Source organism: Streptomyces sp. TLI_171, assembly GCF_003610255.1.
GTDB lineage: Bacteria > Actinomycetota > Actinomycetes > Streptomycetales > Streptomycetaceae > Kitasatospora.
Genome location: NZ_RAPS01000001.1, coordinates 6508920 through 6521225, shown reverse-complemented (window position 1 = coordinate 6521225; position 12306 = coordinate 6508920). Strand labels below are relative to the sequence as shown.

Annotated in this window: 16 protein-coding genes; 3 read left to right on the top strand and 13 right to left on the bottom strand. The window is 74.3% G+C overall.

From position 1 onward, the window contains the following. Positions 1 to 34: 34 nt before the first annotated feature. Together BX266_RS29040 and BX266_RS29035 are read left to right on the top strand one after the other, a co-directional pair. Positions 35 to 706 (top strand): alpha/beta fold hydrolase, encoded by a 672-nt coding sequence (locus BX266_RS29040; RefSeq protein WP_099904575.1) that lies wholly within the window; start codon positions 35 to 37, stop codon positions 704 to 706. A gap of 19 nt (positions 707 to 725) precedes the next feature. Next, positions 726 to 1292 carry a GNAT family N-acetyltransferase gene (locus BX266_RS29035; protein ID WP_099904573.1) on the top strand — a complete coding sequence of 189 codons (567 nt, stop codon included), beginning with the start codon at positions 726 to 728 and terminating at the stop codon, positions 1290 to 1292. Between the two features lie 22 nt (positions 1293 to 1314). Here the strand turns inward: BX266_RS29035 and paaE are convergent, their stop codons facing one another. From paaE to BX266_RS29005, 6 genes are all read right to left on the bottom strand, one after another. Then, complete coding sequence (paaE, locus tag BX266_RS29030; protein WP_099904571.1) at positions 1315 to 2397, bottom strand: 1,2-phenylacetyl-CoA epoxidase subunit PaaE; 1083 nt, start codon at positions 2395 to 2397, stop codon at positions 1315 to 1317. Next, positions 2397 to 2879 (bottom strand): 1,2-phenylacetyl-CoA epoxidase subunit PaaD, encoded by a 483-nt coding sequence (gene paaD / locus BX266_RS29025; RefSeq protein ID WP_099904569.1) that lies wholly within the window; start codon positions 2877 to 2879, stop codon positions 2397 to 2399. Before paaD ends, paaE begins: the two co-directional genes overlap by 1 nt. Further along, the gene (gene paaC / locus BX266_RS29020; protein WP_099904567.1) at positions 2873 to 3754 is read right to left on the bottom strand and encodes a 1,2-phenylacetyl-CoA epoxidase subunit PaaC; all 882 of its coding nucleotides are present in this window, start codon (positions 3752 to 3754) and stop codon (positions 2873 to 2875) included. Before paaC ends, paaD begins: the two co-directional genes overlap by 7 nt. A gap of 32 nt (positions 3755 to 3786) precedes the next feature. Then, positions 3787 to 4080, bottom strand: a complete 294-nt coding sequence (paaB, locus tag BX266_RS29015) for a 1,2-phenylacetyl-CoA epoxidase subunit PaaB (protein WP_099904565.1) — start codon at positions 4078 to 4080, stop codon at positions 3787 to 3789. Further along, a complete protein-coding gene (gene paaA, locus BX266_RS29010; protein ID WP_259464905.1) occupies positions 4077 to 5066 on the bottom strand; it encodes a 1,2-phenylacetyl-CoA epoxidase subunit PaaA in 990 nt (329 codons plus the stop codon). Before paaA ends, paaB begins: the two co-directional genes overlap by 4 nt. A 120-nt stretch (positions 5067 to 5186) precedes the next feature. Further along, complete coding sequence (locus BX266_RS29005) at positions 5187 to 6500, bottom strand: M20 family metallopeptidase (protein WP_218969275.1); 1314 nt, start codon at positions 6498 to 6500, stop codon at positions 5187 to 5189. 573 nt (positions 6501 to 7073) lie between these two features. On the opposite strand from BX266_RS29005, the gene BX266_RS29000 reads away from it, so the two are divergent. Beyond that, positions 7074 to 7979 (top strand): ADP-ribosylglycohydrolase family protein, encoded by a 906-nt coding sequence (locus BX266_RS29000; RefSeq protein WP_099904561.1) that lies wholly within the window; start codon positions 7074 to 7076, stop codon positions 7977 to 7979. Between the two features lie 52 nt (positions 7980 to 8031). On the opposite strand, the gene BX266_RS28995 is transcribed toward BX266_RS29000, so the two are convergent. The 7 genes from BX266_RS28995 to BX266_RS28965 all read right to left on the bottom strand — a co-directional run bounded on the left by BX266_RS28995 (position 8032) and on the right by BX266_RS28965 (position 12252). Next, positions 8032 to 8298, bottom strand: a complete 267-nt coding sequence (locus BX266_RS28995; protein ID WP_099904559.1) for a GlsB/YeaQ/YmgE family stress response membrane protein — start codon at positions 8296 to 8298, stop codon at positions 8032 to 8034. Positions 8299 to 8404: 106 nt separating this feature from the next. Beyond that, the gene (locus BX266_RS28990) at positions 8405 to 9112 is read right to left on the bottom strand and encodes a DUF6230 family protein (protein ID WP_099904557.1); all 708 of its coding nucleotides are present in this window, start codon (positions 9110 to 9112) and stop codon (positions 8405 to 8407) included. Beyond that, positions 9109 to 9762, bottom strand: coding sequence for a hypothetical protein (locus BX266_RS28985; RefSeq protein WP_099904555.1), 654 nt, complete (start codon positions 9760 to 9762; stop codon positions 9109 to 9111). Before BX266_RS28985 ends, BX266_RS28990 begins: the two co-directional genes overlap by 4 nt. Continuing rightward, positions 9759 to 10148, bottom strand: coding sequence for a DUF6114 domain-containing protein (locus tag BX266_RS28980; protein WP_259464904.1), 390 nt, complete (start codon positions 10146 to 10148; stop codon positions 9759 to 9761). The genes BX266_RS28985 and BX266_RS28980 overlap by 4 nt, the downstream gene beginning before the upstream one ends. Continuing rightward, positions 10142 to 10903: a DUF6230 family protein gene (locus BX266_RS28975; RefSeq protein WP_099904553.1), complete on the bottom strand. Its 762-nt coding sequence runs from the start codon at positions 10901 to 10903 to the stop codon at positions 10142 to 10144. The genes BX266_RS28980 and BX266_RS28975 overlap by 7 nt, the downstream gene beginning before the upstream one ends. A gap of 59 nt (positions 10904 to 10962) precedes the next feature. Then, entirely contained in the window at positions 10963 to 11382 is a 420-nt protein-coding gene (locus tag BX266_RS28970) for a DUF6114 domain-containing protein (RefSeq protein WP_099904551.1), read from the bottom strand. A gap of 117 nt (positions 11383 to 11499) precedes the next feature. After that, on the bottom strand, positions 11500 to 12252 hold the full coding sequence (locus tag BX266_RS28965; RefSeq protein ID WP_259464903.1) for a cholesterol esterase: 753 nt from the start codon (positions 12250 to 12252) through the stop codon (positions 11500 to 11502). Between the last annotated feature and the right edge of the window lie 54 nt (positions 12253 to 12306).

Below are 12306 nucleotides of genomic sequence, written 5' to 3'. Positions count from 1 at the left end.
CGGGCACCCGAACGAACCGAAAGGGGTCCGCACCATGGACGTCCTGCTCATCGGTGGCCTCTGGCTGGACGGCACCGCGTGGAACGACGTGCTCCCGCCGCTCGAGGGGCTCGGCCACCGCCCGGTCCCGCTGGCCCTCCCCGCGCACCCCTCCAGCACCCTGGCGGACCAGCTGGCCACCGTGGTCGCCGCCGTCGACGCGTCGGCGGGCAGGCCGCTGATCGTCGCCCACTCGGCCGCCTGCACGCTCGGCTGGATGGCCGTGGACGCCCGCCCGGAGCGGGTGTCGGGCCTGGTGCTGGTGGACGGCTTCCCGCACCAGGACGGCCACCGGTACGCCGACCAGTTCCCGCTGGTCGACGGCGTGGTGCCGTTCCCCGGCTGGGAGCCGTTCGCCGGCCCGACCAGCGCCGACCTGGACGAGCAGCAGCGGCAGCGGATCGCGGCGGACGCCGTCCCCGTCCCGGAACAGGTCGCGCTGGGCACGGTGCGGCTGACGGACGAGCGGCGCTACGGCGTGCCGGTGACGATGATCTGCGCCGAGGCCGAGCCGGCGCAGGTCCGGGAGTGGATCGCGGCGGGGGCGGCCCCGGAGGTGTCCGGGATGAAGCAGGTCGAGTTCGTCGGCTTCGACTCCGGCCACTGGCCGATGTTCACCGAGCCCGCCGAACTCGCCCGCGTCATCGACGCGGCCGCGCGCGGCTGACCGGCCGGGGTTCCCCGCCATGGCCGGAGCCGTCCGCCCGCTGAACGCCGCCGGCTGGCCCGCGTTCGCCGAACTCGTGGAGCGCAACAACGGTGTCTTCGGTGGCTGTTGGTGCCTCTCCTACCACCCGGAGAACGGCCAGCCCGGCAGCGACCGCCGCACCGTGAAGGAGCAGTTGGTGCGCTCCGGCCGGGCCCACGCCGCGCTGGTGATCGACGAGGAGGGCGCGGCGCAGGGCTGGTGCCAGTACGGCAGCCCCGCGGAGCTGCCGAACATCAAGCACGGGCGCGCCTACCGGCAGGATCCGCCGCCGCTGCCGGACTGGCGGATCACCTGCGTGTACGTCGACCCGCGGCACCGCGGCCGGGGCATCGCCCGGACCGCGCTGGAGGGCGCGCTGGGGCTGATCGCCGAGGCCGGCGGCGGCCTGGTGGAGGCCGTCCCGGAGACCGTGGCGGGCCGGTCGGCGCAGGGGCGGTTCCTGTTCAGCGGAACGGTCGAGCTGTTCGAGGACCACGGCTTCGACCGGATCCGGCAGGTCGGCAAGCACGCGTGGATCGTGCAGCGGCGCCTGCCCGCGGCCTGAACCGCCCCGCCGGCGCCGCCGGTCAGCGGTCGTAGTCCACCGTCACCCGGTCGGAGACCGGGCGGGCCTGGCAGGTCAGCACGTAGCCGGCCGCCAACTCGGCCTCCTCCAGGGCGAAGTTGCGCCGCATCTCGACCTTGCCGTCGCACACCAGGGCGCGGCAGGTGCCGCAGACGCCGCCCTTGCAGGCGAACGGCAGGTCAGGGCGGGCGCGTTGGGCGCCGTCCAGGATGGAGCGGTCGCGCGGCAGGGCGAGGGTGCTGGAGCGGCCGTCGAGGACCACGGTGACCTCGCTGGCCTCGGCGTCCGGGGCGGGCTCCGGGTGCCGGGCCTCGATGATCCCGCCCTCGGCGGTCTCGTCCTCGGCGTGGAACAGCTCCTGGTGCACCCGCCCGGCGGGGACGCCGAGTTCGGCCAGCAGCTCCTTCGCGCCGACCACCAGGCCGAACGGCCCGCACAGCCACCAGTGGTCGACCGCGGGGACGTCCACCAGCGCCGCCAGCAGCGCCTTCACCCGGTCGTGGTCCAGGCGGCCGCTGAGCAGTTCGGCGTCCCGGCTCTCCCGGGACAGCACGTGCACCAGCTGGAACCGGTCCAGGTGGCGGTCCTTCAGGTCGGCCAGCTCGTCGGCGAACATCACCGTGTCGCTGCGCCGGTTGCCGTACAGCAGCGTCACCCGCGACCCGGGGTTCCCGGCCAGCACCGAGGCGGCGATGGACAGCATCGGGGTGATCCCGGAGCCCGCCGCGATCAGCACGTGCTCGCCCGGCCCGGCCGGGTCGGCGGTGAACAGGCCGCCGGGGGGCAGCACTTCGACCGTCTCGCCGGGCCGGGCCTCGCTCACCAGCCAGTGCGAGAACAGGCCGCCGGGCACCTCGCGGACCGCGATCCGCAGCGGGCCGCCGACCGGCGAGCACAGCGAGTACGAGCGGCGCTCGTCGGCGCCGTCGACGATCCGGCGCAGGGTCAGCGTCTGGCCGGGGCGGAACGCGAACTCCTCGGCCAGCTCGACCGGCACCTCGAAGGTCACCGCGACGGCGTCCTCGCAGAGCCGTTCCAGGTTGCCGATCGGCAGCGGGTGGAACTGCGGGCGGCGGGCGGCCATCAGATCTCCTTGATCCGGTCGAAGGGTTCGCGGCAACTGCGGCACCGCCACAGCGACTTGCAGGCGGTGGAGCCGAACCGGGACAGCTCCTCGGTGTCGGTGGAGCCGCACTGCGGGCAGCTCACGGCCAGCCGGGTGGGGCCGAGCGCCAGCAGCCCGCCGGGGGCCGGCGGGGCGATGCCCGCAGCGGCGAGCTTGCGGCGGCCCTCGGCGCTGATCCGGTCGCTGGACCACGGCGGGTCGATCCGCAGCCGGACCTCGACCCGGGGGAACCCGGCCCCGCGCAGCCGCCGCACCACGTCCGCGGCCATCTCGGCGATCGCCGGGCAGCCCGAGTAGGTGGGCGTCAGCCAGGCGGTGACCGCGCCGTCCGTCTCCTCGACCTCGGCCAGCACGCCCAGGTCGGCCAGCGTGAGCATCGGCAGTTCGGGGTCGGGCACCGCGGCGGCGACCTCCCTGGCCCGCTCCAGCGTGCTCACCACGTCGCCCCCGGGTGCGCCCTGGCCACCACCTGCAGCTCGGCCAGCAGCGGCCCGAGTGCCTCGGTGTGCACGCCGTGCCGCCCGGCCCGGCCGTTCACATAGGCCCGGCCCGCCACCTCGGGGACCGGCAGGGTGGCCTCCGCCAGCACCTCCGCGAGGCTCGCCAGCACCGGCCCGCGCAGCTCCGACGGGTCGACGCCGAGCCGCAGTTCGACCTCGTGCGGGGTGAACAGCTCTTCCAGCCACGGCCAGAGCGCCTCCAGCGCGGCCAGCATCCGCGCGTGCGACTGCTCGGTGCCGTCGCCGAGCCGGACCGTCCACGACTGCGCGTACTCCCGGTGGTACGCCAACTCCTTGACGCCGAGCGCCGCGACGGCCGACAGCACCGGGTCGGCGTGCTCGGCGAGCCGCCGGTACAGCTCCTCGCGGGCGGTGGCGAACAGCAGCAGCCGCACCACGCACTGCGCGAAGTCGCCGTTCTCCAGCTCCGCCAGTCGCACGTTCCGGTAGTCGAACTCGTCGCGCCAGTAAGCCAGTTCGTCCTCACCGCGGCCGGTGCCGTCCAGCTGGCCGGCCCGGGTGAGCAGCCGACGGGCCTGCCCGAGCAGGTCGAGGCCGAGGTTGGCCAGCGCCACCTCCTCCTCCAGCTCCGGCGCCCGGGTGATCCACTGGATCAGCCGCTGGGACAGCACCAGCGCGTCGTCGCCCAGCATCAGGCAGTACGCCGCCAGGTCGGCCGGGTCGACTCCCTCCGGCGGCGCGGCGTCCACGCCCAGCAGCGGATCGGCGAACCCCGTGCCGTACGCCCAGCGGGCCTCGCCGTCCGGCTCCGGGCCCGCCTCGGCCAGCGAGAGGTACACGTGGTCGTCGGTCATGTCGCCTTCCCTGCTCAGTGATTGACTGGCCGTCAGATGTGCGGGACGTCCTCGGGGATGGCGTAGAACGTCGGGTGCCGGTACACCTTGTCGCCGCTCGGCGCGAAGAACGGGTCCTGCTCGTCCGGGCTGGACGCGGTGATCGCGTCCGAGCGGACCACCCACAGGCTCACCCCCTCGTTGCGCCGGGTGTACACGTCCCGCGCCGCCAGCAGCGCCATCCGGTCGTCCGCCGCGTGCAGCGACCCCACGTGCACGTGGTTCAGCCCGCGCCGCGGCCGCACGAACACCTCGTACAGCGGCCAGGCCGCCCGCTCCCCGCTCATCGCCCGCTCTCCTTTCGCGCCGCCTGCTTGGCCGCGTACGCCGACGCCGCCTCGCGCACCCAGGCGCCGTCCTCGTGGGCCGTGCGCCGCCGCTCGATCCGCTGCGCGTTGCACGGGCCCTGGCCCTTGATCACCTGCTGCAGCTCCGACCAGTCCGGCTCGCCGAAGTCCCAGCTGCCGCGCTCCTCGTTCCACGCCAGCGCCGGGTCCGGCAGCGTCACGCCCAGGTGCTCGGCCTGCGGGACGGTCATGTCGACGAAACGCTGCCGCAGCTCGTCGTTGCTGTGCCGCTTGATCCGCCACGCCATCGACCGCTCGCTGTTCGGCGAGGCGCCGTCCGGCGGGCCGAACATCATCAGCGACGGCCACCACCAGCGGTCCACCGCGTCCTGCACCATCCGCTGCTGCGCGTCCGTCCCCGCCATCAGCGTCATCAGCAGCTCGTAGCCCTGCCGCTGATGGAAGGACTCCTCCTTGCAGATCCGCACCATCGCCCGGGCGTACGGCCCGTAGCTGCACCGGCACAGCGGCACCTGGTTGCAGATCGCCGCGCCGTCCACCAGCCAGCCGATCACGCCGACGTCCGCGAACGTCAGCGTCGGGTAGTTGAAGATCGACGAGTACTTCTGCCGGCCGTCGATCAGCTTCTCGGTCAGCTCCGCGCGGTCCACCCCGAGGGTCTCCGCCGCCGCGTACAGGTACAGCCCGTGCCCGGCCTCGTCCTGCGCCTTGGCCAGCAGGATCGCCTTGCGCCGCAGCGACGGCGCGCGGGTCAGCCAGTTGCCCTCCGGCTGCATCCCGATGATCTCCGAGTGGGCATGCTGCGCGATCTGCCGCACCAGCGTCGCCCGGTACGCCTCCGGCATCCAGTCCCGCGGCTCCACCCGCTGCTCGGCGGCGACCACCGCCTCGAACCGCGACTGCGCCTGCGCCTGCGCGCTCGCCTCCACCACCCACCTCCCGACTGACCGTTCGGTCGGTTCCATTCTGTACACAGCGCCCACGCCGTGGCAAGGATGCGATCAGCGCCTGCACCACCAGGGGCGCGGGGGGCTGTGTCGGTCGCCTCCCGCGGCGCGCAGTTCCCCGCGCCCCTGGTGTGCGCGTCAGCGGTCCCGGAGGCGCGGGAGCGGCACGGCCAGGAGCGTGGCCAGCAGGGCGATGCGGGGGCCCAGTTGGTCGATGCGGAGGTGTTCGTGGCGGGCGTGCGGCCCGCCGCCGACCGCGCCGAGGCCGTCCAGGGTGGGGAGTCCGCGTGCGCCGGCCAGGTTGGTGTCGCCCGCCCCGCCGGCGGGCGCCCCGTCGAGGTGCTGGCCGAGCGCGGCGGCGAGCGAGCGGACGTGCCGCAGCAGCGGGTTGCCGCTGCGCTCGGGCCAGGCGGGGCGGCTGGAGAGGACTTCGGTGCGCACGTCCGCGCCGGCCCGGTTCGCGGTGAGGTGGGCAAGGATGTCGAGGGTGCGGCGCTGGGCCTCGGTGGTGGCGAACCGCAGTCCGAGTTCGGCCTCGGCGCGCCCGGCGATGACGTTGGCGCGGGTGCCGCCGTCGATCCGTCCGGTGTTGAGCTCGGTGCCGGGTTGGCGGGCGAGGCCGCGGACGGCGATCAGCTGGTCGACGAGTTCGTCGATCGCGGAGACGCCGTCGGCGGCGTCGTTGCCGGCGTGCGCCTCGCGTCCGGTGACGGTGAGGCGGACCCGGGTGGAGCCGCGGCGGGCGGTCTTCAGACGGCCGTCGGGGTGCCCGGGTTCGAGTCCGAGAACGGCGGCGGCGCCGCGCAGGTGGCGTTCGACCTGCCGGCGGCCGTCGGGGCTGCCGATCTCCTCGTCGGAGACGATCACCAGCCGGACCGGGCGGTGCGGCCGCTGGCCGAGGTCGGCGAGGAGCGCGAACGCGCCTTCCAGCAGGGCGAGTCCGCCCTTCATGTCGAGGATGCCGGGTCCGGTCAGCCGGCCGTCGCGTTCTTCGACGGGCCAGTCGGCGAGTGTTCCGACGGGCCACACGGTGTCGTGGTGGCCGACCACCAGCAGGTGCGGCAGTTCCTCGTGGCGGCCGGGCCAGTTGAGCACCAGGTGGTCGCCGTGCTCGCAGCTCTCCCGGACGGCGGTGGCCCCGGTCGCGGCGTAGCCGGCGGCGAGTTCTTCGGCGAGGGCGTTCAGCCGGGGTGCGTCGCCGGACGGGGACTCGATCCGGGCGAGGTCCGCGCAGCGCTTGCGGACGGCCGCGGCGAGGGTCCTGGCCCGCGAGGTGAGGGTTCGCGGGAGGCCGGGCAGCGCGGCGGTGGGGGCCGGGTCGGGTGTGCCGGCGGGAGTGGCCACCGGTGGCGCGGCGGCGGGCAGTTCGGGCGCGGTCGGGGCGGTCCGGGTCTCGGGGCGCGCGACGGCTTCGGCGGGGTGCGGCTCGGGGGCCACGGTATGGGGACTCACCGTTCACCCCCGGCGGGGTGGGGCGCACTGGGAGGTATCGGCGGCGTCTGGCTCGGTCGCCTCGTACGGTGCGACCTGGGGCTGTGCAACACTGCGTCCTCCTCGCTCGGTCCGCGGCTCCGGCTCGGCCCGGGGCCCGGGGACGTCGGTCTCCGGTCTCGGCGCGGACGGGCACCGGGAACAGGGGACCGATGAGCGAGCCTAGAAGATTGGTTCGTCTCCCTGCGAGGTGGCCTGCCGCTCCGCGCGTCGCGCCCGGTCCGGGGGCGCACGTCCGGCGGACGTGGTCCTCCGGGGCGCGTGCACGGGCCCGGGCCTGGCGTGGCGAGCGGGACGCGATCTTCCGAGTGCGTCCGTCTCCCACCTTGGACCCGCGGGGGCGGTTCGGCAGCGCGAACCGCCCACGATCGAGCGAACCCCGTCCGATGGGTGACACCGAATCAGCCTTTGGTACCAGTCGGGAAATCCGTTGGCGGACGATCCGACCGGGCGGACACAATCTGCCTGGTCACTCGCGTCCGCCTCGGTCCCGCCTCGGGTTCCGTCCGGACGCCCGTCCACCGGAGGCCCCCCGTGTCCGCCCGCCGTCCCGTCCCGCCGCCCGCCCTGGACAGCCTGCGCGGTCTGGCGCTCGGTGATGCGTTCGGCGACCGCTGGTTCCACCCTCCGGTCGACGAAGCCTCCGCCGAGGCCCGCGCCCGGATCGTCCGCCACGGGCCCTGGCACTGGACGGACGACACCGCGATGGCCCTCGTCCTCACCCGTCACCTGCGGGCCCGCGGCGAGGTCGAACCGGCGGCGCTGGCGCGCGAGTTCGCCGCCGAGTACACCGCCGTACCGCACCGCAAGTACGGGCCGTCGATGCACCAGGTGCTGCGCGCGGTGCATGCGGGGGCGGACCATGTCGCGGTCAGCTCGGCGCTGTTCGCGGGTCAGGGGTCGCACGGCAACGGCGCGGCGATGCGGGTCGCGCCGCTCGGCGCCTGGTTCGCGGACGACCTCGCGGTGGTCGCGGAGCAGGCCGGGCGCTCGGCCCGCGCCACGCACGCACACCCGGAGGCGGCGGCGGGTGCGCTAGCGGTGGCGCTGGCCGCGGCGTTCGCGGTCCGCTCGCGCGGCGCGGCCGCGCCCGCCCGGGCGGAGTTCCTTCGGGAGGTGGCGGGGCTGCTGCCGGACTCCGACGTCCGCTCGGGTCTGCGGGTGGCCGCTCGCCTTCCGTCGGGCACCAGCGTGCGGCACGCCGCAGTGGTCCTCGGATCGGGCCACCTGGTCTCCGCGCAGGACACCGTGCCGTTCGCGCTCTGGTCCGCGGCCGGCCACCTCGACGACCTGACCGAGTGCCTGTGGCGGACGCTGTCCGGCTGGGGGGACATGGACACCACCTGCGCCATCGCGGCGGGCGTGGTGGCCGCCCGGACGGGTGCGGCCGGCGTCCCGGCGGCGTGGCTCGACGCCCAGGAGCCGCTGCCGGAGCCGTGAGCGCGCCGGAGGGGGCGCCGGTCGCCCGGCGCCCCCTCCGGCGGTCGGACCGTCAGTCGCGGGACCTCCCGAACACCAGCCGGTAGGCGATCAGCAGGACCAGCGCGCCGGCGATCGCGGAGATCCAGGTGGGGAGGTCGAAGAAGTGCACGTTGACCGACTTGTGCAGGATCTTCGAGGACAGCCAGCCGCCGAGGAAGGAGCCGGCGACGCCGATCAGGGTGGTGACGATGATGCCGCCCGGGTCCTTGCCGGGCAGCAGGAGCTTCGCGATGGCTCCGGCGAGGAGCCCGAGGATGATCCAGCTGACGATTCCCATACCGTCCTCCTGCCCTGCGGCCTGGTGGGCAATCCCGTTCGCCCGTTGTCCGGGGTGACGCGCCGTCGGCACCGTCCGGTTCCGGCCGGTCGGCGAACGGTCGGGCTCAGCGGGTGCCGGGGGCGCCGGTGGGTGCGGGCGGGGCGGGGCAGTCGACAGAGCCGGGCTTGACGCTGATGGTGAGGCCGGGGGTGTTCAGCAGGCCGGGCAGTTGGAGGTCGTGGACGGTCGCGGTGACCTGGTCGAACTTGGCGTAGCCGGCCTGGATGCCGAAGCGGTGCTGCGGGCTGTTCAACGGGTTGGGCAGGTAGCCGCCGGCGCCGTCGCCGACCGTGGTGGTGTCGGGTCCGTTGATGTTCAGGTCGACCAGTCCGTCCATGTCGAGCACGCCCGTGGCGGCGCGCAGGTCGAGGACGGTGTTCTGGGTGGTGATCTCCCAGCTGCCGGGGTTGCCGTCGCCGAGGGTGATCATCAGGGTGTAGGTGGCGCCCAGGATCTGCTGCTTCTGCGACAGGCAGAGCCCGTTGATGACGCCCTGCGCGAAGCCCATCCGCAGCGGGTGCGCGACGCCGGTGGTGCCGTCGGGCCGGGTGTAGGCCTGGTCGACCACGGCGGCGGCGTAGTGCGTGCCGTACAGGCTGCTGGTGGTCAGCTGGACGGTGCCGCTCTGGATCTGCAGCCCGGCGGCGAGCACGCCGCCGCCCATCGCCTGGCCGAGGGCGCCCGCGGCGAGCAGCGCGGGGAGCGCCACGGCGCCGGCCGGCCGCCACCGAACTTGGCCGAACTCCGCTCCGGGGGTGGCGGGTCCGCTCATGGGCCGGTGACCGTGATGGTGCCGGGCAGGTGGACCGGGTTGTTCGCGGAGTCGAGCGCGGCGTGGTCGTCGACGGTCCGGATGCCGTAGATGTCGCCGGCGAACCTGGTCGCCCCGGCGTCGAGCTTGATGAAGGAGCCGAAGAAGTTCAGCAGCCCCTGGATGCCGCAGATCTCGAACAGGACGGTGACGCAGATGTTGCTGATGTCGCCCCACATCATCGTGGTCTCGGGCTGTCCGGCCCGGTCGAGGCCGCCGAGCGAGCCGGTGCCGGGGACGGAGATGGTGAGCGCGGTGCCGTCCGGCGCGGTGTGGGTGACCTGCATGGCGGAGCGGATCGCCAGTTGGGTGAAGGTGTACTGGGTGGTGGTGCGGGTGGTGCCGTCGGAGAGCCGCACGGTGACGTTGTTCTTCACGCTCAGTCCGACGGCCTTCAGGCTGGCGATGGTGACGTGCATCGGGGTCGGCGTGGGCAGGAACGGCATGCCGAGCGGCTGGGGTTCGCCGGGCAGGGTCTGCGCCGGGCCGGCGTCCGCCACCGCGGTGACCGCGGCGGCCCGTTCGCCGCTCCCGGGCCCGGCGGCCACCGCCACCAGCACTCCCAGTACGCCCAACACCGCCGCGCACAGCCGGATGTGACGTGTCGTCATGACGTTCGCCTCGCGCCGCTCTTGCGCTTCGGTCCCCACCCGGCGGTCATCGCGCCGCCGAGAATGCCGAGCAGCATGCCTGCCAGGAAGCCGCCGAGATTGGAGACCACCAGCGAGACCACGGCGAGCACGGTGCCGATCAGGCCGAAGGTGACCCGCTGGCCGGGCGCGGCGAGCGGGATCAGGCCGCAGAGCATCATGCCGCCGCCGACCAGGTAGCCGGCCAGCGCGTTGAACCCGGTGACGGTGACGAGTTGGATCGCGCCGAGCGAGAACTTCAGCACCGTCCAGCCGCCGAGCACCAGCCAGAGCCCGCCCCAGAACGGCCGGGTGCGGCGGAATGCCCGGAACCAGCGGCGGCCGGCGGCGGCGCGGGCGGTCAGCACGAGGTGGCCGATCCGGCGACCACCCTGATGTTGAGGGCGGGCAGGGTGAGCGAGCCGGCGATCTCGGCGGTGTACGCGGAGGCGTTCAGGCCGGCCAGGTTGACGGTGCTGCCGCCCGGTCCCGAGCCCGCCGAGCCGAGGCCGAACCCGCCCGCCTGCGCCCCGGTGAGGCCCTGCCCGGCGACCATCACCTGGTCGGCGGACATGCCGAGCACCGCGTTCTGCAGGGTGGTGTTCCCGGCAGCGGACAGCGTCGGCGCCTCGATGTACAGGTTGGAGGCGTTGATGTCGGTGGTGACGGCGGCGGGCGGCGTGGCGGTCACGGTCTGACCGGCCGTCAGCAGCAGCGAGTACGGCACCCCGGCGAAGGACTGGTGCACGATCCCGCACAGCCCGGCCAGCCCCGCGCTGGCGAATCCGACCCGGGCCATCGCGGTGGTCGTCGAGGTCGACCCGTTGGGCGCCTCCACGGTCGGGGTGTTGAGGATCGCACCGAACCCGGTCCCGGAGACCCCGTTGGAGGTCAGCGTGAACGGCGAGTTGGTGACGTTGAAGCTCGCCGCCAGCACCCCGTGCGCGATCGCCCCGCCGAGCGCACCGGCGGTGAGCGCGGCGGGCAGCAGCACGGCGGCCGAGCGTCCCCACCGGGTCCCGCAGCGCGGCCCGTCCACGGCGGTGGCCAGCATCCGGCCGTTCCACCCGGCGGCCGGCCGGGCCAGCACCCGCAGCCGGGTGCTCCAACGCAGCTGGTTCATGTGTCATCTTTCCGATGCGGTAGCGGAGTTGACGGCCCTGGCCCTGGCACGGGCCGGGCTCAGGCGGCGGCGGTGCGACTGCGGCGGAACCACGTGCGGCGGGCGGGCTTCTCGGGCATCCAGCCGATGGCCATCGAACCGCCGAGCACGGCGAGGAACATGCCGACGAAGAAACCGCCGAGGTTGCTGAGCGGGAACGAGGCGACGCCGACGATGACGGCGATGATGCCCGCGGTGTAGCGCTGGCCGGGCAGGACCAGGATGAGGCCGGCCAGGGCCAGCAGGATCGCGCCGGCGGCCATGCCGCTGATGCCGCCGATGCCGACGTGCAGCAGTCTGCCGACGGGGGCGAGCGGCAGGTAGAGGATGACGAAACCGCCGAGCGCGGTCCACACCGCGGCCCAGAACGGCCGGGTGCGGCGCCAGCGGCGCAGGGCGAGCCGGGCGCGGTTGAGCACCGGCAGCGGGTTGCGGGCCATGCGAACTCCCTTTCGCGGCAAGGCGTCCCTCGGGTGCGGAGGCAAAGGGCGGGCCGGGTCCGGGTGGGGCCGGGCGCGTCCGCCGCGCCCCACCCGGCCGGGGGTGGTGGTGCTGCGTCAGCAGTCGCTGCCGCCAGCGCCCTTGCCCGCGGTGTCGCCGTTGGCGAGGTTGATCGCCAGGTTGGGCAGGGTGATGGCGCCGCCGATGGTGGCGCCGTTGGCGTTGGCCCGCAGGCCGGTGATGTCGGTCTCGCCGCCCGTGGCGTCGAGGCCGAACTGACCGGCGGTGCCGTCGGTGATGCCGGCGCCCTTGATGTTGGCGCTGTCGGCCGCCGCGCCGATCTGGTTGGGGGTGGCGGCGGTGGCGTTCAGGGTGGCGCTGGCGCCCTTGACCGCCTGCGCGTCCAGGATCAGGTTGTTGGCCTGCAGGCCCTGACCGGCCGCCAGTTGGGCGGTGGTCAGCGGGGTGGTCGCGGCCGGCGAGGTGATGTTCAGCGACCAGGTGCCGATGGTGCCGATCACCGGCAGGTTGACCGACTGGACGGCGTGGATGCAGATGCCGTCGAGTCCGGCCTTGGGCAGCCCGACTTCGGCCGCGGCGGTCGAGTTGCCGGCCGTGATGGTGGTCAGCACCGCGCCGATGCCCTTGGGCGCGGCGACGGTGTTCGAGGACAGCGTGAACGGGACGCTGGTCAGCGAGAGGTTCGCGGCCAGCACGCCCTGGGCCATCGCCACCGTCATCGCGGCGACCACGGCGGTGGCGGGCAGCGCGACCAGCGCGGACCGCCGCCACCGGGTGACGCCCCGGTGTGCGGGGGCTGCGGCGGCCGTTCCGGGTTCGGCCGCGGAGCTTCTGGACTCGTCCTGCATGAGGGTCTCCAACCGTCGTCCGGTGCGAACTCGCGCCCGGGGTGTGGGGGTTGC

What these genes read in the sequence shown, in the direction of transcription:
- paaC (WP_099904567.1), bottom strand. Translation starts at nt 3,754, where the DNA reads ATGACCGACGACCACGTGTACCTCTCGCTGGCCGAGGCGGGCCCGGAG.
- paaB (WP_099904565.1), bottom strand. Translation starts at nt 4,080, where the DNA reads ATGAGCGGGGAGCGGGCGGCCTGGCCGCTGTACGAGGTGTTCGTGCGG.
- BX266_RS28970 (WP_099904551.1), bottom strand. Translation starts at nt 11,382, where the DNA reads ATGGCCCGCAACCCGCTGCCGGTGCTCAACCGCGCCCGGCTCGCCCTG.
- BX266_RS28965 (WP_259464903.1), bottom strand. Translation starts at nt 12,252, where the DNA reads ATGCAGGACGAGTCCAGAAGCTCCGCGGCCGAACCCGGAACGGCCGCC.
- BX266_RS28995 (WP_099904559.1), bottom strand. Translation starts at nt 8,298, where the DNA reads ATGGGAATCGTCAGCTGGATCATCCTCGGGCTCCTCGCCGGAGCCATC.
- BX266_RS28990 (WP_099904557.1), bottom strand. Translation starts at nt 9,112, where the DNA reads ATGAGCGGACCCGCCACCCCCGGAGCGGAGTTCGGCCAAGTTCGGTGG.
- BX266_RS29035 (WP_099904573.1), top strand. Translation starts at nt 726, where the DNA reads ATGGCCGGAGCCGTCCGCCCGCTGAACGCCGCCGGCTGGCCCGCGTTC.
- BX266_RS28975 (WP_099904553.1), bottom strand. Translation starts at nt 10,903, where the DNA reads ATGAACCAGCTGCGTTGGAGCACCCGGCTGCGGGTGCTGGCCCGGCCG.
- BX266_RS29040 (WP_099904575.1), top strand. Translation starts at nt 35, where the DNA reads ATGGACGTCCTGCTCATCGGTGGCCTCTGGCTGGACGGCACCGCGTGG.
- BX266_RS28985 (WP_099904555.1), bottom strand. Translation starts at nt 9,762, where the DNA reads ATGACGACACGTCACATCCGGCTGTGCGCGGCGGTGTTGGGCGTACTG.
- paaA (WP_259464905.1), bottom strand. Translation starts at nt 5,066, where the DNA reads ATGGAACCGACCGAACGGTCAGTCGGGAGGTGGGTGGTGGAGGCGAGC.
- paaE (WP_099904571.1), bottom strand. Translation starts at nt 2,397, where the DNA reads ATGGCCGCCCGCCGCCCGCAGTTCCACCCGCTGCCGATCGGCAACCTG.